This window comes from Streptomyces sp. BBFR25 (assembly GCF_044590125.1).
GTDB classification, from domain to species: domain Bacteria; phylum Actinomycetota; class Actinomycetes; order Streptomycetales; family Streptomycetaceae; genus Streptomyces; species Streptomyces canus_D.
In genome coordinates, this window is the sequence record NZ_CP172447.1 from 974,241 (window position 1) to 994,362 (window position 20,122).

19 protein-coding genes are annotated in these 20,122 nt (G+C 73.8%); 10 read left to right on the forward strand and 9 right to left on the reverse strand.

Annotation, left to right across the window (positions count from 1 at the left end):
- The first annotated feature begins 36 nt into the window (after positions 1 to 36).
- The 6 genes from cdtA (at position 37) to proP (ending at position 8,003) form a co-directional block, all read left to right on the forward strand.
- Positions 37 to 900, forward strand: a complete 864-nt coding sequence (cdtA, locus tag ACGH52_RS04215; RefSeq protein WP_059298919.1) for a siderophore ABC transporter ATP-binding protein CdtA — start codon at positions 37 to 39, stop codon at positions 898 to 900.
- Complete coding sequence (locus ACGH52_RS04220) at positions 897 to 1,880, forward strand: iron-siderophore ABC transporter substrate-binding protein (RefSeq protein WP_076977648.1); 984 nt, start codon at positions 897 to 899, stop codon at positions 1,878 to 1,880. The genes cdtA and ACGH52_RS04220 overlap by 4 nt, the downstream gene beginning before the upstream one ends.
- Positions 1,881 to 1,887: 7 nt before the next feature.
- Positions 1,888 to 3,960 carry a siderophore ABC transporter permease CdtC gene (cdtC, locus tag ACGH52_RS04225; RefSeq protein ID WP_399937671.1) on the forward strand — a complete coding sequence of 691 codons (2,073 nt, stop codon included), beginning with the start codon at positions 1,888 to 1,890 and terminating at the stop codon, positions 3,958 to 3,960.
- 316 nt (positions 3,961 to 4,276) lie between these two features.
- Complete coding sequence (locus tag ACGH52_RS04230; protein WP_210976892.1) at positions 4,277 to 4,873, forward strand: 3'-5' exonuclease; 597 nt, start codon at positions 4,277 to 4,279, stop codon at positions 4,871 to 4,873.
- A gap of 158 nt (positions 4,874 to 5,031) precedes the next feature.
- A complete protein-coding gene (locus ACGH52_RS04235; RefSeq protein WP_121703639.1) occupies positions 5,032 to 6,378 on the forward strand; it encodes a lipase family protein in 1,347 nt (448 codons plus the stop codon).
- A 137-nt stretch (positions 6,379 to 6,515) separates the two neighbouring features.
- The gene (gene proP / locus ACGH52_RS04240; RefSeq protein WP_079252728.1) at positions 6,516 to 8,003 is read left to right on the forward strand and encodes a glycine betaine/L-proline transporter ProP; all 1,488 of its coding nucleotides are present in this window, start codon (positions 6,516 to 6,518) and stop codon (positions 8,001 to 8,003) included.
- Here proP and ACGH52_RS04245 read toward each other — a convergent pair.
- Positions 7,967 to 8,902 (reverse strand): EamA family transporter, encoded by a 936-nt coding sequence (locus tag ACGH52_RS04245; protein ID WP_399937675.1) that lies wholly within the window; start codon positions 8,900 to 8,902, stop codon positions 7,967 to 7,969. The genes proP and ACGH52_RS04245 overlap by 37 nt on opposite strands.
- A gap of 216 nt (positions 8,903 to 9,118) precedes the next feature.
- Between ACGH52_RS04245 and ACGH52_RS04250 the strand changes: the two genes are divergently transcribed.
- A complete protein-coding gene (locus ACGH52_RS04250) occupies positions 9,119 to 9,643 on the forward strand; it encodes a hypothetical protein (protein WP_399937678.1) in 525 nt (174 codons plus the stop codon).
- Positions 9,644 to 9,648: 5 nt separating this feature from the next.
- On the opposite strand, the gene ACGH52_RS04255 is transcribed toward ACGH52_RS04250, so the two are convergent.
- The 4 genes from ACGH52_RS04255 to ACGH52_RS04270 form a co-directional block, all read right to left on the reverse strand.
- The gene (locus ACGH52_RS04255; protein WP_399937681.1) at positions 9,649 to 10,140 is read right to left on the reverse strand and encodes an MSMEG_6728 family protein; all 492 of its coding nucleotides are present in this window, start codon (positions 10,138 to 10,140) and stop codon (positions 9,649 to 9,651) included.
- Between the two features lie 239 nt (positions 10,141 to 10,379).
- Entirely contained in the window at positions 10,380 to 11,258 is an 879-nt protein-coding gene (locus tag ACGH52_RS04260) for an SDR family oxidoreductase (RefSeq protein ID WP_399937684.1), read from the reverse strand.
- Positions 11,259 to 11,301: 43 nt separating this feature from the next.
- A complete protein-coding gene (locus tag ACGH52_RS04265; protein ID WP_399937687.1) occupies positions 11,302 to 12,921 on the reverse strand; it encodes a phytoene desaturase family protein in 1,620 nt (539 codons plus the stop codon).
- Positions 12,914 to 13,420 carry an SRPBCC family protein gene (locus ACGH52_RS04270; protein ID WP_076977633.1) on the reverse strand — a complete coding sequence of 169 codons (507 nt, stop codon included), beginning with the start codon at positions 13,418 to 13,420 and terminating at the stop codon, positions 12,914 to 12,916. Before ACGH52_RS04270 ends, ACGH52_RS04265 begins: the two co-directional genes overlap by 8 nt.
- 273 nt (positions 13,421 to 13,693) lie before the next feature.
- On the opposite strand from ACGH52_RS04270, the gene ACGH52_RS04275 reads away from it, so the two are divergent.
- Complete coding sequence (locus ACGH52_RS04275; protein ID WP_210976895.1) at positions 13,694 to 14,884, forward strand: S1 family peptidase; 1,191 nt, start codon at positions 13,694 to 13,696, stop codon at positions 14,882 to 14,884.
- 94 nt (positions 14,885 to 14,978) lie between these two features.
- On the opposite strand, the gene ACGH52_RS04280 is transcribed toward ACGH52_RS04275, so the two are convergent.
- From ACGH52_RS04280 to ACGH52_RS04290, 3 genes are all read right to left on the reverse strand, one after another.
- Entirely contained in the window at positions 14,979 to 15,422 is a 444-nt protein-coding gene (locus ACGH52_RS04280) for a hypothetical protein (RefSeq protein ID WP_059302959.1), read from the reverse strand.
- Positions 15,423 to 15,592: 170 nt separating this feature from the next.
- The gene (locus tag ACGH52_RS04285; protein WP_399937692.1) at positions 15,593 to 15,796 is read right to left on the reverse strand and encodes a hypothetical protein; all 204 of its coding nucleotides are present in this window, start codon (positions 15,794 to 15,796) and stop codon (positions 15,593 to 15,595) included.
- Positions 15,797 to 15,821: 25 nt separating this feature from the next.
- Positions 15,822 to 17,141, reverse strand: a complete 1,320-nt coding sequence (locus ACGH52_RS04290) for a cation:proton antiporter (protein ID WP_399937695.1) — start codon at positions 17,139 to 17,141, stop codon at positions 15,822 to 15,824.
- 874 nt (positions 17,142 to 18,015) lie between these two features.
- On the opposite strand from ACGH52_RS04290, the gene ACGH52_RS04295 reads away from it, so the two are divergent.
- Positions 18,016 to 18,993 carry a hypothetical protein gene (locus ACGH52_RS04295; protein ID WP_399937698.1) on the forward strand — a complete coding sequence of 326 codons (978 nt, stop codon included), beginning with the start codon at positions 18,016 to 18,018 and terminating at the stop codon, positions 18,991 to 18,993.
- Positions 18,994 to 19,018: 25 nt separating this feature from the next.
- Here ACGH52_RS04295 and ACGH52_RS04300 read toward each other — a convergent pair whose 3' ends face one another.
- Complete coding sequence (locus ACGH52_RS04300; protein WP_399937700.1) at positions 19,019 to 19,660, reverse strand: CAP domain-containing protein; 642 nt, start codon at positions 19,658 to 19,660, stop codon at positions 19,019 to 19,021.
- A gap of 185 nt (positions 19,661 to 19,845) precedes the next feature.
- Between ACGH52_RS04300 and ACGH52_RS04305 the strand changes: the two genes are divergently transcribed.
- On the forward strand, positions 19,846 to 20,094 hold the full coding sequence (locus ACGH52_RS04305) for a hypothetical protein (protein WP_059302956.1): 249 nt from the start codon (positions 19,846 to 19,848) through the stop codon (positions 20,092 to 20,094).
- The last annotated feature ends 28 nt before the right edge of the window (positions 20,095 to 20,122 follow it).

The window sequence follows — 20,122 nt, forward strand, 5'->3', positions numbered from 1 at the left end:
TACCAGCACTTTTTAGGTTAGGCTAACCTTCGCTACGTGAGATCAGGTGAAGACGCAGCCGGTACCCCGCGCCTGCGCGGCCATGACCTGTCGGCGACGGGCGTGACCGTCGCGTACGACGGTGTCGATGTCGTGCACGACGCCGCGGTCAGGCTCAGGCCCGGTGAAGTGACCGTCCTGGTGGGGCCCAACGGCAGCGGGAAGTCGACGCTGCTGCGGACCGTCGCCCGGCTGCAGCGGGCCCGCAGTGCCACGCTCAGCCTGGACGGCAGCACCGACGGACTGGCACTGACGTCCCGTGAGTTCTCGCGGTACGTCGCCCTGCTGACGCAGGGCCGGCCGACGCCCGGCGGGCTGACCGTGCGGGACGTCGTCGAGTTCGGCCGCTATCCGTACCGGGGCCGCTGGGGGCGGCCCGACCCGGACGGCCCGGCCGCCGTCGACCGGGCGCTCGCGCTGACCGGCGTCGACAAGCTCGCCGACCGCGGCGCCGACCACCTCTCCGGCGGGCAGTTGCAGCGGGTGTGGCTCGCGAGCTGCCTCGCCCAGGAGACCGGCGTACTGCTCCTGGACGAACCCACGACCTACCTCGACCTGCGCTACCAGGTCGAACTCCTCGACCTCGTCCGCGACCTGGCGGACGACCACGGCATCGCCGTCGGCGTCGTCCTGCACGACCTCGACCAGGCGGCCGCCGTCGCCGACCGGATCACGCTCCTCGAAGCGGGCCGGATCGTCGCCGACGGCCCGCCCGAGGACGTCCTGACCCCCGAGCGGCTGACCGCCGTCTACGGCATCCGGATCGACGTCGACACCGACCCCCTGACCGGCCGGCTGCGCACCCGCCCGATCGGCCGCCACCACATACGAACCCCCGAAAGGCTCGGCACCACCTCATGAGACGCCTCCTGCTCACCGCGGCCGCCACCACCGCCGCGGCGCTCGCCCTCGCCGCCTGCGGCACCACCGAACCCGCCGCCGACAAGACGGAGAAGAAGGCCTCCGAGGCGATCACGCTCAAGGACGGCAAGGGCACCGAGGTGAAGCTCGACGGGCCGGCCACCAAGGTCGTCGCCACCGAGTGGAACGTCGTCGAGAGCCTCGTCTCGCTCGGGGTCGACCCGGTGGGCGTGGCGGACGTCAAGGGGTACAAGACCTGGGACAGCGCCGTTCCGCTGAAGAACGAGCCGAAGGACATCGGCACCCGCGGCGAGCCGAGCATGGACACCGTCGCCTCCCTCGCCCCCGACCTCATCGTCGCCACCACGGACCTCACCCCGGCCGCCGTGAAGCAGCTGCGCGAGGTCGCGCCGGTGATCGAGGTGACCTCCGCCGACGGCACCGGTCAGATCGACCAGATGCTGGAGAACGTCGACCTGATCGCCAAGGCCACCGGCACCTCGGACAAGGCCAAGACCATCCGCGCGGACTTCGAGGCCAAGGTCGCCGAGGGCAAGAAGGCCCTGACCGACGCCGGGGCGGCGGGCGGGAACTTCGCCTTCGCCGACGGCTACGTCGCCTCCAACCAGGTCTCGATCCGCCCCTACACCGCGACCTCGCTCATCGGTGAGGTCAACGAGGCCATCGGTCTCAAGAACGCCTGGACGGTCAAGGGCGACGCGGCCTACGGGCTCGGCACCACCGACGTCGAGGGCCTGACCAAGCTGCCGAAGGACACCCGGTTCGCCTACATCGGCAACGACGACGACCCGAGCGCCACCCCGTTCACCGGTGAGCTGGCCAAGAACTCGGTGTGGAAGTCCCTGCCGTTCGTGAAGGCCGGCGACGTGCACCGCCTCGACGACGGCATCTGGATGTTCGGCGGTCCCGGGTCGATGGAGGCGTACATCGACTCCGTCGTCGCCGCCCTGACGAAGTAGCGGAGCCATGGCCGTCACCGCAACCGAACCCACCGCGGCCCGTCCGACGACGGTCCCCACGTCCCGGTCGGGCGCGGCCGCGGTGACGGCCGGAATCGTCCTGCTGGTCGCCGTGCTCGCCGTCGTCGACATCACGCAGGGCACCGCCGCCGTCGGACCCTCCGAGGTCCTCAAGGCCCTGACCGGGCGGGCCGATCCGGACGACGCGTCCGTCGTCGTCGCCTCCCGGCTGCCCCGGATGACCGCGGGGCTCCTGGTCGGCGCCGTCCTGGGCATGGCGGGTGCCGTGCTCCAGGCGGTCAGCCGCAACGTGCTGGCCTCCCCCGACACCCTCGCGGTGAACGCCGGTTCCTACCTGGCGCTGGGGCTGGCCGGTGCCACCGGGCTCTCGCTGCCGATGCTCGCCTCGTCCGGGATCGCCTTCGTGGGCGGCCTGGCCGCGGCGGCCGTCGTGCTCGGGCTGTCCGGCCTCGGCACGGGCACCGTCCGCCTCGTGCTGGCGGGCACCGCGCTGATGCTGGGCCTGAACTCCATGACGGAGGGACTGCTGCTGCTCTTCCCGGAGCAGACCGAGGGCCTCTACGCGTGGAACCAGGGCAGCATCGCCCAGAACGGCTTCGACGGCGTCCTGCAGATGCTGCCGATCGCCCTGATCGGGCTGGTCGGGCTGATGCTGACGGCCCGCCGGGTGGACGCGCTGGCCCTCGGCGACGACGCCGCTCGCGGTCTCGGCGTCCCGGTACGGGCCACCCGCGTCACGGTCGTCGTGCTCGCGGCGCTGCTGTCCGCCGCCGCCGTCACGCTCGCCGGGCCCATCGGCTTCGTCGGCCTGTGCGCACCCGCCCTGGTGCGTCCGCTCGCCCGCCGGTTCCGCGGCTTCGCCCGCTCCCGTACGGCGATGCCCGCGGCGGCGCTCACCGGCGCCGCCCTGGTGCTGGGTTCGGACGTGCTGCTGCGGGCCCTGGTCGCGGACGACCGCTCGGTGTCCGTGCCCACGGGTGTGGTCACCAGCCTGGTCGGCGCCGTGTTCCTGGTCGCCATGGCGCTGCGGGTGCGGGACACCGCCGGGGCCGGGGCGCCCGACCGGCTGCGGATCCCGAGCCGGGCGGTGTTCCTGGCCACGGTCGCCGTCCTGGTCGTGGCCCTGGTGGGGCTCGTGATCGCCGCGGTGCTGGTGGGCGACACCCGGCTGCTGCTCGGTGACGTCGTCAACTGGGCCCAGGGCCGGGCCGGGCGGACCGTCTCCTTCGTGCTGGACACGCGGGTGCCCCGGGTGCTCGCCGCGCTGGGGGCGGGCGCGGCGTTGGCCCTGGCCGGCACGCTCGTGCAGGCCGTCACCCGCAACCCGCTCGCCGAACCGAACGTCCTCGGCGTGACCGGCGGCGGCGCGCTGGGGGCGGTGATCCTCGTGACCACCGTGCCGGCCGCCGGGACGTGGGGGGTGGCGGGAGCCGCGTTCGCGGGGTCCGCCGTCACCGCCGTCCTCGTCTTCGGGCTCGCCGCCCGCGGCGGCTTCCGGCAGAACCGGCTGGTCCTCGTCGGCATCGGCGTGGCCTCCGGGACGGCGGCGCTGATCAGCCTGCTGATCGTGCTCACCGACCCGTTCAACGCCACCAAGGCGCTGACCTGGCTGTCGGGTTCGACCTACGGGCGGACCATGCCGGACGTCGTACCGGTCGCGCTGGCGCTGGTCGTCGGCATCGGGGTGGCGGTCGCCCAGCGCACCGAGCTGGACCTGATCTCGCTGGACGAGGACACACCGCGGCTGCTGGGCCTGCGGCTGGCTCCGGGGCGCCTCGGGTTCCTGGTGCTGAGCGTCGTCCTCAGCTCGACCGCCGTGGCCTGCGCGGGCACCATCGGGTTCGTCGGACTGGTGGCCCCGCACGCGGCCCGCGCCCTGGTGGGCCGGCGGCACGTGCGGGTCGTGCCGGTCGCGGTCCTCCTCGGCGCCACGCTCGTCTGCGCCGCCGACCTGCTCGGCCGCACGGTCATCGCCCCGGCCCAGCTCGGCGCGGGCATCATGACGGCGGTGATCGGAACGCCGTACTTCCTGTATCTGCTGGTACGGAGCCGCCGCTAGGGGGTGTCGTTTGGATCAGGCCGGCTCCGGTCGACGGCGCCTTGTTGCCGACCTGAGCGGGGGCGATGGGGGTCCCTCCCGCGCGAGCGAAGCCGAGCGTGGGGGAGCGTGCAGCTGCAAGGCGGAGGAGGGCGACAGGGCGGAGCCCTGGCAACCGACGACAACGCCGCTGGGGGTACCTCCCACGCCCTTAAGGCAGTGGGGGAGTGCGTGCCAGACCCCGCGACCCCGGCAAGATCCAAACGACGCCCCCTAGGCACGACGGGGGAGGAAAATCCGGGTGCCGGTGGTTCGGGTGCCCCCGTACGGTGCCGTCATGGACCGGCGCGCCGCGGACGGGGGCCACGCGGGCCTGCTGAACGTCATCGACCTGGAGGCCACCTGCTGGGACGGGCAGCCGCCGCCCGGCGCGGTGAGCGAGATCATCGAGATCGGGCTCGCCGTGGTCGACCTCGACGCCGGGGAGCGGGTGTCCCGGCACCGGATCCTGGTGCGGCCCGCCCGCTCCCGGGTCAGCGCGTTCTGCACGGAGCTGACCGGTATCACCCGGGCCGAGACCGACCGGGGCGTGAGTCTCGCCCAGGCCTGCGAGACGCTGCTGCGTGACCACGGCGGGGGCGTGCGGCCCTGGGCGAGCTGGGGCGACTACGACCGCAAGCAGTTCGTCCGCCAGTGCGCTGCCGACGGGGTGCCCTACCCCTTCGGTCACCCGGCCGAGCGCACGCACACCAACGCCAAGGCCGTCTTCGCCGAGGCCCACGGGCTGCGCCGACGCCCCGGCATGGCGCGGGCGTTGGAGATCGCCGGACTGCCCCTTCAGGGGCGGCACCACCGGGGCGTGGACGACGCCTGGAACATCGCGGCGCTGGTGCTCCAGCTGGCCGACCGGGGTTTCTGGCCCGGCTCTTGTTAGACGCGACGTCAAGTTACTGAACCGTAATGAGTCAGGTGCTACCCCTGGTAACCCCTGTCCGGTTACGGTCCCGTAACCCCACAGGAGCAGCGCGACCACGGCCCTGACCGCACGGGACCGCGGACGACCGGATCCGGCCCTTCCCCAGGAGGTTCGCCATGCCCCCACGTCCCCGCATGCTCGCCGCGGCGATCGCCGCGGCCCTCGCCCTCGGCGCCCAGGCCGTCCCGGCCGCCGCGGCCGACGGCCCCCCGGCCGACGACGCGGCCACCACGACCACGACGTCCCGCGGCATCGAGATACCGGCGTTCTACACACCGCCGTCCGCGCTCCCCGGCGCCGACGGCGCGCTGATCCGCAGCGAACCGCTCCCCCTGGCGCTGAGCCTGCCGGGCATCGACGGCCCGCTCCCCGGCCGCGCGACCCGGCTCATGTACAAGTCCACCGACGCGAACGGCGAGGCGGTCGCCGTGACCGGCGCCTACATCGAACCGGCCGCGAAGTGGCGCGGCGACGGGCCCCGCCCCCTGGTCGCCGTGGCGCCGGGCACCATGGGACAGGGCGACCAGTGCGCCGCCTCCATGGCCCTGGAGCACCCGTTGCGGCTCAACGGGCAGACGGTCTCGGTCGGTTACGAGGACCTGTCGGTCTACCGGCTGCTGCTGCGCGGAGTCGCCGTCGTCGTCACCGACTACGTGGGCCTGGGCACCACCGACCGGCTGCACACCTACGTCAACCGGGTCGACGGGGCCCACGCCGTACTGGACGCCGTACGCGCCGCGCGCTCCCTCGACTCGTCCTCCGTCACCTCCGACTCGCGGGTGGGGCTGTTCGGGTACAGCCAGGGCGGCGGCGCCACGGCGGCCGCGGCCGAGCTCCAGCCCTCCTACGCCCCCGACGTCCAACTGGCCGGTACCTACGCCGGAGCCCCGCCCGCCGATCTCACGGAGGTGACGGAGGCGATCGACGGCAGCGACCTCGCGGGCGCGCTCGGCTGGTCGCTCAACGGCTTCCTGCAGACCGAACCGGCCCTGCGGCCCATCGCCGACCGGTACATCAACGCGGCGGGACAGGAGGCGCTGAAGGACCTGTCGACCATGTGCGTGGGCGACGCGCTCTTCGGCTACGGCGGCGACAGCAGCACCGACTGGACGAAGACCGGGCAGTCCATCGGCGACGTCATCCGCGCCGAACCGGTGCTCCAGCGCTTCCTCGCCGAGCAGCGCATCGGCTCGCTCCGGCCCGGCAGCCCGGTCCGGGTGGCCACGGGCGTCAGCGACGACCTGGTCCCCCACGGCCAGGCCCGCCGACTGGCCGCCGACTGGTGCGCCAAGGGCGGGAAGGTGACCTACGTCCCCGTGGTGCTGCCTGGGGTGGGCAGCGGTCTGCTCAACCACTTCGCCCCGTTGCTCACGGATCAGGGCAACGCCATCTCCTGGCTCACCGACCGGCTCTCCGGCGAGCCCGCCGGCTCCAACTGCTGGAGCATGCCCGTCCAGCCCTGAGCCCTGCCCCCGGCATGCGCCGACCCCGGGTTCCTGCACAGAATTCGCTCAGGCGAATCGTGGTGGAGCGACGGAGAGGCGACGGCGTGGTGGACGCGAAGCCCGACGGCGGGTCCGGGCCGCAGCGCGGGGCGAAGATGCCGAGTACGGTCGCGCACCTGCCGCTGCAGGTGCGCGAGGAGCTGGCCCGCCGGCTCCGCCGCACCAGGCGGGCCTTTCGCGAGGAGGACGTCCAGGTCGTCGAGGGGCCGCTGCTCAAACGCGCGGTCGGGGCCTCGGCGCTCGGGAACTGCATGGAGTGGTTCGACTTCGGCGTCTACAGCTATCTGGCCGCCACCATCGGGAAGGTCTTCTTCCCCGGCGCCTCCCCGGCCGCCCAGGTCATCTCGTCCTTCGCCACCTTCGCCGCGGCCTTCGTCGTACGCCCGCTCGGCGGCCTGGTCTTCGGGCCGCTCGGGGACCGCATCGGACGGCAGAAGGTGCTCGCCACCACCATGATCATGATGGCGCTCGGCACCTTCTCCATCGGTCTGATCCCCAGCTACGCCACCATCGGCATCGCCGCCCCGATCCTGCTGCTGCTCGCCCGAATGGTCCAGGGCTTCTCCACCGGCGGCGAGTACGGCGGCGCCACCACCTTCGTGGCCGAGTACTCACCCGACCGGCGGCGGGGCTTCCTCTCCAGCTGGCTCGACTTCGGCACCTTCGTCGGTTACGCCCTGGGCTCGGCGCTGGTCACCGTCCTCAACCTGGCGCTGACCGACGCCCAGATGCTCGACTGGGGCTGGCGGCTGCCGTTCCTGATCGCCGGTCCGCTCGGCGTCATCGGCCTGTACATGCGGCTCAAGCTGGAGGAGTCGCCCGCCTTCCAGCAGCAGCTCGACGAGCACGAGAAGGGCCTCGCCCAGGAGTCGGCGGGCAGTGAGTTCAAGACCATCGTGCGCGAGCACTGGCGCCCGCTGCTCGTGTGCATGGGACTGGTGCTGCTCTACAACGTCACCAACTACATGGTCACCGGCTATCTGCCGACCTATCAGACGGAGACCCTGGACCGCTCCAGCGGTTTCGCGGACGTGCTGGTGCTGATCGGCATGGTGTGGATCGTGCTGCTGATCACCTTCCTCGGCCGGCTCAGCGACCACGTCGGCCGTCGCCCGCTCTACGCCACCGGTGCCGTGGCGATGATCGTCCTCGCCGTCCCGGCGTTCCTGCTGCTCAAGTCGGACGGCGTCTGGGCGCCGGTCGCCGGGGTCCTGCTGCTGTCCACCCTGCTGGCCTGCTTCGCCGCACCGAGCGCCGCGACCCTGCCGGCGCTGTTCCCGACCGCCGTGCGCTACGCCGCCATGGCCATCGGCTTCAACTTCGCCGTGGCGGCCTTCGGCGGCACCACACCGCTGGTCGCGGAGGCGCTGGTGAGCATCAGCGGCGACGAGCTGATGCCCGCCTACTACCTGATGGCCGCGGGCGCCATCGGCCTGGTGACCGTGCGGTTCCTGCCCGAGAGCGCCCAGGTGCCGCTGCGCGGCTCGCAGCCCATGGTCGGCTCCCCGCAGGAGCAGAGCGAGCTGATCACCACCTCGCAGGACCTCTACAGCTTCTCCAAGGACCGCTCGGGCGCCGTCTGACGCCCGGCCGGGGACCGCCGTCGGCGCGCGAACGGGAGCGCGCCCGATCCCGCGGCGACCCCGGCGAAGACCAGGGCGCTGCCCACGGCCTGGGCGGTGCCGTAGGAGCCGGTGCCGACGAGCGGTGCCGTGCAGGCGGCGGCGACCGGGATCAGGCCGGAGTACAGGGTGGCGCGCTCGGCCCCGATCCGCTGCATGCCCATGTACCAGCACACGAACCCGACGACGGTGACCACGACCGCTTGCCACAGCAGCGCGCCCGCCTCCACCGCGTCCGGTGTGCGCAGCCACCCGGCCCCGTCGGCCAGGACACCCGCCACCGCCGACTCGGCCGCCGCGACGGCGCACACCACGGTGGACAGCAGCCGCGGGCCCAGCGGCCGCAGTACGGGCACGGCCAGCACGGCGAAGCCGACCTCCCCGGCCAGCGCGCACACGGAGAAGGCGATGCCCGCGCCGTCGGTGCGGCCCCACCCCTGGACCGTGAAGGCGCCCACGGCCACGGCCAACGCCCCGTACAGGACGGCCCGTTGCGGAGGGCGCCGCGCCAGAAGGGGGACGAGTACGGCGACGACCACGGGCGCGCAGCCCACGAAGACGCCGGGTACCGCGGGCTCCGCCGTGCGTTCCGCGGCGAGGACGGCCAGATTGAAGCCGACCATGCCCACGGCGGCGAGCAGCGCGAGACGCAGCCACCGGCCGGCGCCGAGCGCCCGCAGCCGGGCCGTCGCACCGGGCCCGGCCAGCGGGACGAGCAGCAGGAAGGCCAGCCCGTAGCGCAGGAACTGGCCGCCCGCGTAGGGGTAGTCGCCCAGCAGGCTGTTGGCGGTGAAGGACCCTCCGACGAGGACACAGGCGAGCGCGGCGAGCAGGGCACCGCGGGTGGTGGTGGCGTTCATGGTGACGACGCTAGGCAGCCCGGCGGTCCGCCACGGGGTCCACTTGGCGTGCGCTGTCGGGGACCAATCGGCGCCGAGGGCCGCGCACACACTCGTCACCGGTTCTTCCCCGAGTGTGCCGAGTGTGCATGTCTCGGCACTCGGGGGCAGTCGGAGGTTCCCGGTGTCAACACATCGGTGAATCAACGGATTTGACGGCAATGATCCGACATCTCGGTGGACCAGGAGAAGAACTGCCAGGGCACCATCGGCGCCGGCGAGACCCGGGCGGACGTGCGGCACACCGACGCGACCCTCTACCTGCGCGGTGACGAGCAGTACTGGCGGACCGCCCTGAAGCAGCAGCCCGACGCGGCTCGGAAGATGGCGCCGAAGCTCCGGGACAAGTGGGTGAGGATGCCGGCGGACGACGCCTCGACCGCCGGGGTCTGCGACAAGCAGGGCTTCGTCGCCGCCATGGACGAGGACGAGTCGGAACGCCAGGGCATGAAGCGCGGCTCCACGACCGAGGTGAACGGCGAGGAGGCCCTGGAGCTGACCAAGGACGCCTCCGGCGGCGAGAAGCTCACCCTCCACGTCGCCACGGAGGGCGAGCCGTACATCCTCAAGACCACGACCGAGGGCGGCAAGAACCCGGGCAGCGTCACCTTCAGCGAGTACGGCGAGACGGTGAGCCCCGAGCAGCCGCCGGCCGGCGAGACGGTCGACATGAGGGAACTCGCGGGCGAGCAGCAGACCTGACCGTCCTAGGCGTCGGCGCTCCCCTCCCGGCCGCGCTCCCGGTCCGAACCCGGCCACACATAGGGCAGGTCGTCCGGGACCCCCGGGAACAGCCCGGCGTACACCGCGGGATCCTTGCGCACCAGGGCCGAACGGTGGCTGCGGTGGAAGGCCTTGTCGCCCAGCCAGGGCGGCAGTTCCCCGGCGTCCGCCAGCTCCGGCTGGTCGCGCACCGGCTCGCCCGGACGGATCTCGGCGAGCCCCGCGACGAGTGAGGCCGCGCAGCTGTCCTGGTGCCCGTGTTCGCGCCAGACCCGGCAGACGTCGAGGCCGTAGCGGACGAGCGCCTCCTCGTAACCCGTCCACATCCGCACCGCCGGGTGGTGGCGCCAGCCGTAGCCGGGGACGATGAGGCCGCGCAGCACCTGGAGCGCCTCCACGCGCTGTTTGCCCAGGCGGCGCCGGTCCAGGGCCAGTGCCGAGTCCCGGAATCCGGGGTGGGGCAGGAAGGTCTGCATTGCGGTGCCGCTCCGTTCAGCCGGGGACCACGGCGTGGCCGGTGCGACCGGGCCGGGGCGCATCGCGGTTGCTCTCGTGGGGTCGGCGTCATGTCTTCCCCCTTCGCCTGCGGCACGACGCCGCAGGAGCCGGTTCCGGGCCCCGCGGTCACCCGTCCGGTGGCCCCGCTCCCCCGGCGGGTGCCGTGTCGCGCCGCCGCCCGGCCGGTGCCGCGATACGGCGCTGCCGCGTCGGCCCGTCACGCACCCGTGTCCGCCGCGCGGTCGGCACGGCCTCCCGCGCCCAGCGGGCCGGTGTGCCCCATGGAGTCCTCGGCCTCCAGCCGGGGCAGCTCGCGGCGGGACAGCCGCAGGACCGCGGGCGGCAGGGACGCGCGCCCCAGCTGGACCAGGCGCAACCAGCCCGGCACGTACACGGCGGTACGGCGGCGCTCCACGGCGCGGACCAGCCGGGCGGCGACGTCGTCCACCGGGAAGGTGCGGCGGGCCGGGGGCGGCATGTGGGCGCGCAGTTCACGCAGGACCGGGTAGCGGTCGGCATCGCGGATCATGTCGGTGTCGATCCAGTTGAGGTAGGCGATGCCCACGGCGACGCCGCGGTGGGCCACTTCGGCGCGCAGCGAGTGGGCGAAGGCCTCCGCGCCCGCCTTCGAAGCACAGTAGGCGCTCATCAGGGGGGCGGCGCCGAGCGAGGCCAGCGAGGCGATCTGCAGGTGGTACCCGGCGGTGTCGAGCAGGTCCGGCAGGAAGGCGCGGGCCGTGTGGGCGCTGCCGGTCAGGTTCACCTCGACGGCGCGGCTCCACTCGGCGGGGTCCGAGGTGGCGAACGGTCCGCCGTGCGCGACACCGGCGTTGGCCACCACGACCGACGGCTGCCCCAGGCGTCGGCGCGTCTCATCGGCCGCGTCGGCCAGCGCGGCGGGGTCGGTGACGTCGGTCTCGACGGCGAGCGCCAGGGTCGGCAGGTCCGCCGCCAGGGCGTCCAGCCGTGGCTTCTCGAGGCCGAGCAGCGCGATCCGGGCGCCGCGCCGTGCGCACGCGCGGGCCAGGGCGGCGCCGAGTCCGCGCGCGGCGCCGGTCACCACGACGGTGCGGTTCTGCAGTGGGCTGTCGGTCACGGGCCGGCCCCTTCCTCGGACTCCTGGAACACTGCGCGGGCGTTCACCGCCGGTCGCCGGTCCGGTCGCGCCGCGTCAGGGCCCGCTGCACCCGGGTGAGGCCCGCGAACCGGTGCTGACGCAGTGCGGCGCGCGCGGCGTTGGCGCCGGGGGCGCCGTGCACCCCGCCGCCCGGGTGGGCGCCCGCGGACGCGAGGAACAGACCGGCCACCGGGGTCTCCGGCCGCCCGGTGCCGGGCACGGGCCGGAAGACGAGTTGCTGGTGCATGGCGGTGGTGCCGCCGTTGATGGCGCCGCCCTCCAGATTGGCGTTCATGGCCTGGAGCGTCGGCGGGGCGAGCACGCGGCGGGCCCGGACCAGTGAGCGGAAGCCGGGCGCGAAGCGTTCCACCTGACGCTCGACCCGGTCGGCCATCAGTTCCTGGTCCTTGGCGTCCCAGCGGCCGGTGATGCCCTCGTCGCCCGCGTCGGCGCGCACGTCGTGAGGGACGTGGGTGTACGCCCAGGCGGATTCGGTGCCGCGCGGCGAGCGGGTGGGGTCCGTGGTCGTCATCTGGCCGAACAGCGAGAAGGGGCGGTCGGGGACCTGGTGCATGGCGATCTGCGCGGCGAACCGGGTCAGTTCGTCGAGACCGTCGGACAGGTGCACGGTACCCGCCTTCGCCGCCTGCTCGCACTGCCAGGGCACGGGGCCGTCCAGCGCCCAGTCCACCTTGAAGGTGGCGAAGTCCCACTGGAAGCGCCGCAGGTCGGTGCGGACCTGGTCCGGCAGGTCCGCCGGGGCGACGAGGGCGCCGTAGAGGACGGGCACGGAGACGTTCGCGAGGACGGCGCGGCGAGCGGTGACCGTCTCCCCGTCCGCGGTGCGCACGCCGACGGCGCGCCGGTCGCGGACCAGGACCCGTTCGACGCGCCGCCCGCAGTGCAGGGTGCCGCCCCGGGCCCGCAGCCGGTGGACCAGGGCCTCGGTGAGGGCGCCGGAACCGCCGACGGGCACGGGGAAGCCGTAGGTCTGCCCGAGCATCGACATCAGCCAGCCGAAGCCGCCGCTGCCGGCGGCCTCGGGGGCGAGGTCGGCGTGCAGGGCGTTACCCGCCAGGAGCAGCCTGCCGCCCTCGCCCCGGAACTCCTCCTCGCCCATCCGGCGCACCGGCAGGACCAGGGTGCGGGCCAGCCTGAGCCCGCCCGCGCCGCGCAGTCGCAGGGCCAGCCGGGCAGCGGCGCGTACCGGCGGGAAGGGCGTGAAGAGGGCGTCCAGGATGTCGGCACGGTAGCGGTCCCACACCTCGTGCAGCCGCTCCCAGGCGGCGCCGTCGCCCGGGGCGAAGGCGTCCACGGAGGCGGAGGTGGTCGCGAGGTCGCGGTCGAGGACGGCGCAGCTCCCGTCGGTCAGGGGGTGGGCCAGTACGTGGGGCGCATGTGCCCAGCGCAGCCCGTGCTCCTCCAGCCGCAGTCCGGCGAGTACCGGGGAGGCGGCGGCGAGCGGGTAGAAGGAGCTGAACAGGTCGTTCACGAAGCCGGGGGCGACCTCGCCGTCGTGCCGCACCGCGCCGCCCGGCTCGGGCTGCTCCTCCAGGACCGTCACGCTCCAGCCCGCGTCGGCCAACAGGTTCGCCGCCACCAGGCCGTTGGGTCCCGACCCGATCACGACGGCGTCAGGCATGGCCGGTTCCGGTGCCGTACTCCACGGATCCCACCGTGTCCGGCGGGTCGGGGCGGCACCTGCCACCGGCCTGGGACTCGCACAGGCTCGCGAGCCTGGCGAGCATGGCCCGGTGCCGCACCTGGATCAGCGCCTCGACGCCGACGTTGTGCAGCAGACCTCCGGGGCCGCGCAGGGGGTGTTCGTCCACGATCACCAGGCACTGCTCGCCCCAGGACCGCAGTTCGACGGCGATCCGGGCGGTGCCGAGCCGGCCCGCCTTCGCCTCCAGCTCCAGCTCGGAACCCGGCACGCAGCGCCTGACCACCGACTCGTTGTGCAGTCGCAGCGGCCCGAGCCGCACCTCGTACGCGATCGTCGCGCCCACCTCCGGCCACTGTCCGTCCTTGGGCGTGACCTCCGAGGGCCCCACGACCCACTCCGCGTACAGGTCGCCGTCCGCCAGGACGTCCCAGACCGCCTCCGGGGTCGCCTGGATGAGCCTGTGCCGTACCGCCACGCGTGCCTCCCACGCTCGGTGGCCGTCATGCGGCCGTCATTGCGAGGACGCAGCCTGAGTGCCCCGGAGACGACGGGCCAACCAAAGACCGGCCGAGCCGGGGGGGGCCGCTCGGAACGGAATCCGGGGCCAGGAAAGGCCGTGCATTGGCATGGACCTGATGAGGGAGGGCTGGCTAAGCTCGAAGCGACCCGATGAGAGCGCTCTCAAACCGCGGTTGTTCCATGCCGACTGTTCCACCCCCACCTTGCTGGAACGACGAAGGGCAACTCCGTGAGACGCAGCAGACTCAGGCACCTCGGCTTGGCCGGACTCCTCGTACTCGGCAGCCTCACCGCGGTCGGCACCCTGCCGGCCTCGGCGGCCGAAGCCCCCTCCTCCTCACCCTCCACCTCACCTTCCTCCTCCTCGTCCGAGCAGCCGGCCTCCGCCGGTCTGCTGGATGCCCTGCAGCGGGACTTCGGCCTCACCCGGGCCGAGGCCGAGGACCGGCTCGCGGCCGAACGCGACGCCACCGGCATCGAGCCCGCGGCCCGCCGGGCGGCCGGAAAGGCGTACGGCGGCTCGTGGTTCGACGCCGACGCCGGACGACTGACCGTGGCCGTCACCTCGGACGCGGCACCCTCCACCCTGCGGGCGGTGCGCGCCACCGGCGCGCAGGTGCGCACCGTGGAGCACAGCGCACAGCGGCTGGACGCGGCCAAGGCACGCGTCGACCGTCTCGACGCACCGGCCGGAGTCAGCGGCTGGCACGTCGACCAGGCCGCCAACCGGGTCGTCGTGGACGTGGTCGAGGGCGAGCGCGCTGACAACGATGTCCGGCGCTTCGTGAACCAGGCCCGCGAGGCCGGGCCCGTCACGGTGCGGACGGTGGCGTCCGCACCGCGGACCTTCGCGGCGGGCACCGTCGGCGGCGACCCGTACTACACCGGCAACGTCCGCTGCTCCATCGGCTTCTCGGTGCACGGCGGGTTCGTCACCGCCGGGCACTGCGGCCGGGCCGGTGCGGCGGTCAGCGGCTGGGACCGCTCGCACATCGGCACCTTCCAGGGCTCGTCCTTCCCCGACAACGACTACGCGTGGGTCAGCGTGGGCAGCGGCTGGTGGACGGTGCCGGTCGTGCTGGGCTGGGGCACGGTCTCCGACCAGCTCGTGCGCGGCTCGAACGTGGCACCCGTCGGCGCCTCGATCTGCCGCTCCGGGTCCACCACGCACTGGCACTGCGGCACGGTGCTCGCCCACAACCAGACGGTCAACTACAGCGACGGCTCGGTGGTGCACCAGCTGACCAAGACCAGCGTGTGTGCCGAGGGCGGCGACTCCGGCGGCTCGTTCATCAGCGGTGACCAGGCGCAGGGCGTCACCTCGGGCGGCTGGGGCAACTGCTCCAGCGGCGGGGAGACCTGGTTCCAGCCGGTCAACGAGATCCTGAACCGCTACGGCCTGACCCTGCACACGGCCTGACCCGACGGCGGTGGGGAGGGCCGGTCCGGTCCACGGTCCGGCCCTCCCCGGCCGCCGGTGCCCAGGTGCCCGGTGGCCCCACCTGCCGGGCGGCTCAGACGTCGCCGGGACCGGTCCCCGGCTCCGGCGCGTCGAGGCCCGTCGCCGTGGTCAGCCGACGGTAGGCGGCCCGCGCGTGGAGCAGCCGGGCCAGCGCCGTGCCGACGAGGGCCGCGCCGAGCAGACAGGCCAGCCAGACCGCGTCCCGCCGTCCGGCCCAGGTGAGCGTGCCCGCCGGCGGTATGGCGAAGCCGTTGAGGGACAGCCAGCACAGCAGGGCCGTCCCCGGCGCGGCCGTGAACCGGGCGCAGAGCCCGAGCACCGCCGCCAGCAGGGAGAGCGCGACCAGGGCCAGTCCCGGACGCCCCACGCCCACGGTGCCGTTGAGGAGCGCGACCAGCAGGAGGGCGCCGCCGAACGCCCCCGCCCACACCAGGGGAGCCGCGACCGGCCGGGGAACGGGTCTGGCACCGCGGCCCAGGGGCACCCACTCGATCATGCTGACGGCTCCTTCCGGTCCCGGACGCGTCCGACCACGGCGTCGGGCAACGACCCTGTGGGCAGATTGTCCCACCGGGCACCTCGGCGCCGCCCCGCCCGGGGCGACGACCGGCCACCCGCGGCATCGCCCGCACCGCGGCCCTCCCGCCCCGGCCATACGGCCCCGAGCTAGCGCTCCGCCTCCGCGTGCTCCGCGGCAGAGGACGACGCCCCGCACGAGCGGGCGGCCTGGGCCGCCACCGGCACCGAGGCCGACTCCGCCAACCGGTCCGCCTCCCCGCCGCCCGCCACCGCGTCCGGCGCCTTCCCGCCGGACAGCAGCCGAACGGCGGCGCGCAGCGCGGCGGCAAGGACGACGGCCACCGCGGGCATCGCCCCGCGCCCCTCCCGCCCCGGACTAGCGCTCCGCCTCCGCGTGCTCCGCGGCAGAGGACGACGCCCCGCACGAGCGGGCGGCCTGGGCCGCCACCGGCACCGAGGCCGACTCCGCCAACCGGTCCGCCTCCCCGCCGCCCGCCACCGCGTCCGGCGCCTTCCCGCCGGGCAGCAGTCGGCCGGCGGCGCGCAGTGCGGCGGCGAGGACGTGGGCGCGGCCCGCGACGACGGGGCCGAGGACGGCGAGGACGAGGACGTATCCGGCGATGAAGGGAGCGAGCCGGGCGTCGAGTCCGGCACCGGCGGCCATGGCGGCCAGGATCAGCGCGAACTCCCCTCGGGCGACGAGGGTGGTGGCGATCTCCGCGGCCGGTTCGGAACCGTAGTCGTACACCCGGGCGACGCACAGCCCGGCGACGACGTTCATGACGACGGTCAGTGCGGCCGCCGCGGCGACCGGCCCGGCGACGGAGGCGAGGTCGCCGGGGTCGATGGCGAGCCCGAAGGCGAAGAAGAAGATGGCCGCGAAGGCGTCACGCAGCGGGTGCACCAGTTCGCGGATCCGCGGCCCCGAAGGGGTGCCGGCGAGGATCAGACCGACCATGAAGGCGCCGATGGCGTCGGCGACGCCCAGGACTTCGGAGACCCCGGCGACGAGCACCGCGGCGCCGAGGAAGCTGATGACGAGCAGTTCGTTGTCCCGCGTGTCGATCAGGCGGCCCACGAGCCGGGTGCCGTAGCGGGCCGCGGCGGCCAGTACCAGCAGGAAGCCGAAGGCCTTGCCCGCCTGGAGCGCCGTGTCGGCGACGCCGTGCGCGCCCGATATCACCGGCTGAAGGGCGGCCAGGTACAGCGCCAGGAAGATGTCCTCCACGACGATGACACCGAGGATCAACCGGGTCTCCGGGCGGCCGATCCGGCCCAGGTCGATGAGGATCTTGGTGACGATCGCGGAGGAGGAGATGCCGAGCACGCCCGCCAGCACCAGTGCCTCGCGCACGCCCCAGCCGAGGACGAAGCCGAAGCCGAGTCCGGCACCGACGTTCAGGAGCAGGTAGATGCCCCCGGCGGTGAGCAGCCGTTTGCCGCCGCTCTTGAGGTCGTCGAGGTGGAACTCCAGGCCCAGGTAGAAGAGCAGCAGCACCAGTCCGAGCGCGGAGAGCATCTCGAAGTCGTGCGCGTCCTCGACCAGGACGAAGCCCGGTGTGTGCGGGCCGAGCAGGATGCCGGCGAGCATGAACAGGGGGATCGTCGGAAGTCCGATCCTCCCGCCGAGGCGGGCGAGGAACGCGGCGGCGACGAAGGCACCGCCCATGGCGAGCAACGTGTCAGCGTGTCCCACGGGTCACCGCCTTCGACCGCGCGGAGGTTCGGGAGGGCTTCACTTGACGGGGATGGATGCGGGTTCTCCTTCGTCGGGGATGCGTCATCGGACGGATGGACGGGCGGACGGGCGGACAGGCGGACAGGCACTCTGACGGTCCGGCGGACAGGCGGGGACGCGGGCAGGCGGCCGGTCGAATGCGCCGCCCCCGGGGGCGGCGGTGCCCCCTGACACCGCCCCGCCACGCGGGTGCGCACGGCACACCCGGAGCGAACGGACGACGCGGCGAGACCCGTTGAACGGGCGGAACGGGCCTGCTCGCGCCCTGCCCCGGCATCCGGAAGGCCCCCGGGCGCGGCGTCGGTCCACGGTCACACGCCGGGGCCCCGCTCGGCCATCGGGGACGACACCCAAATGGTCCGGCGGCCGACACCCATCGTCCCGGCGTGGAGAGCCGCTCGGCGGCCCGGGAGGATGCGCCACGGCCGATTCGGGGATCCCGGCCGCGGCGCGTCCCGCCGCCCCGGGCACGGGAGGACGGCGCACCGGGGCATGACCGGCGACTTCCCCGGCTCCCCACCCTGACACTGCACCAACCGAGTGATCGTCAGGGGCCGTCCGCCCGCTCCCGGATCCTCGCCCCGGGCCCCGAGGTCAACCGCGGCGCCGGAGCCCCCCTTTCGACTGACACCCATCACGGGCTGGCCCGGTCTGCCGACATTCGATCGGGCCGTTACCCATGATCGTGAGCGAATCCCGTCCCCCGACCGGAAGGTGCGTGTTTTTCATGGGATCCCCCGCGTCCCGCGTGTCCGGAGTGGAATTGCCGCCCGTCTTCTGTCCTTTCGAGTCCGCCATTCATCCCCGGGTCCGACAGGTCGAGAAACGGGCCGTGGACTGGATTCGCGACTGCGGCATGTGCGCGTCGGAACGGGAACGCGCCTGGACGGTGGCCACGCACAGCGCCGACTTCTTCGCCCGGTTCGCCCCGGTCGCGGACGAGGACCGCCTGCTGGCGGCGGCGCTGTGGGTGTACTGGGGCTTCGCCTTCGACGACGCGCGCTGCGACAGCGGACCGCTCAGCACCCGTCCCGCGCAGTTCAACGCGCTGGCCGGGCAGGTGCAGCGGGCCTGCGAGGCGGACACGGCGAGGGGCGCGGACCGGTTCGTCGGCGCCCTCCAGGACATCGTGCGCCGCTTCCGCGGCTTCGCCCCGCCCACGCAGGTGAGCCGGTTCACGCAGGCGCACCGCGCCTGGCTGTCCGGCGTGGCCTGGCAGATCGGCAACCAGGCCGCCGGGCGCATGCCGGACCTGGACGACTTCCTGGCGATGCGACTGCTGTCCTCGGGCGGCGAGCCCACCTTCGCCCTGCTGGAACTGGCGACGGGCGCGCGGGTACCGGACCGGGAGCTGCATCGCCCGGTCGTCCGCGCGCTGACCGAGATGGCCATCCTCGTGGCGGCGCTGGACAACGACCGGCACTCGCTGCACAAGGAGTTGGCGGGCGGCCAGGCCGACCAGAACGTCTACACGGTCCTGATGCAGGAGCGGTCCTGCGCGCTCCAGGACGCGGTGGTGGCCGCCACCGGTCTGCGCGACCGCGTCCTGCTGCGGTTCGTCGCACTCCACGACCGGGTCCGGCCGGCCGCCGGCGCCGACCTGGGCACCTATCTCCAGGGGCTCAGGTACGGCATCCGCGGCAACAACGAGTGGGGACTGCGGGTGCCGCGCTATCTCAGTGGCGGCTACTGGCCGGACGAGATGGACGACACACTGCTGACCTGGGCCGACGAACCGTCGGACACCCGTCCCGGTCCGGTGGAGGGCGCACCGTCCATCGCCTGGTGGTGGGACCCCGACCTCGCCTGACCCCCCCGTGTGGGCCGCGGGCGGGTCAGCGCCCCGAGGCCAGGTCGAGGGTCCACCAGGGACCGCCGGAGCCCTGCGCCCTGCCCACGCCCGCATGGGTGTAACGGCAGGTCAGGAGAATGCGGCGGTGCGGGGCGCTGCGCATCCACACCGCCACGGCGGCCTCCGCGCTGTCCGAGCCGGCGGTCAGGTTCTCGCCCGCGGAACCGACGCGGTATCCGGCCTCCCGCATCCGGTCGGCGGGACTGCTGCCGTCGGGCCCGGTGTGGGTCAGCCGCCCGGAGCGGGCCATGGCGGCACTGTGCTCGCGGGCGGCCCGGCCCAGCGCCTTGTGCGGCCGCACCGGTCGGCAACCGGCCTTGTCACGCTGCCGGTTGACGGCGGCGACCATACGGCTGTCCGCGCTGCCGGGGCGGGCCTCGCGGGGTCGGCCGCCTCCCGAGTCGCCGCGGGCACCGGGGGCGGCCGTGCCGGGCGCGGGCTGCCACCGGCCCGGTTCGGGGACCGGCCACAGGGGTGCGCGGTAGGGGGTGGGCGGCCACGGCGCGGGCGGCGGTCCGGCCCAGGCGGGCACCGTGGTCGTACTCAGGGCCAGGAGCGCCATGAGGGCCGTGAGGGTGGAGAGGACCGCGCGGGGGGCCGGCGCGGGGTGCCGCGTCCCGGTCATGTTGAATTCCGCCTTTCTCATTCCGACTTCGGATTCAGTGACGTTCATCGCGTTTTCTTCTGGTGTATCCACCGCCTCGTTCGAGGGAACTCGGCCTTTCATTCCCGATGTTGGACAACTGCCTTGGATAGACTTTCAGTCGTTCACCCCTTCTCCCTTTTTCGCAATTCCTCAGGAGGTTTTTCATGTCGTTCTCACTGCGCCGCGCCGCGGTGGTCTCCCTGGCCGCGCTGGCCCTGACGGCGGGCGGTGCCGTGTCGGCCGCAGCTGCCGCCCCGCAGTCCGCCCCCGCCGTCGCCCCGGTGGGCCCGGGCGGTGAAGGCGGCGAAGGGTTCGGCGGCGGCCGCCACGAGCCCCCGATGCACTTCGGACCGTTCGAGATCCCGAAGTTCGGCAGCGTCTCCGGAGGCTTCTCCTGGGGTCTGGCGCGCTAGCCGCCCGGGCAGCCGGTACGCGGATGAG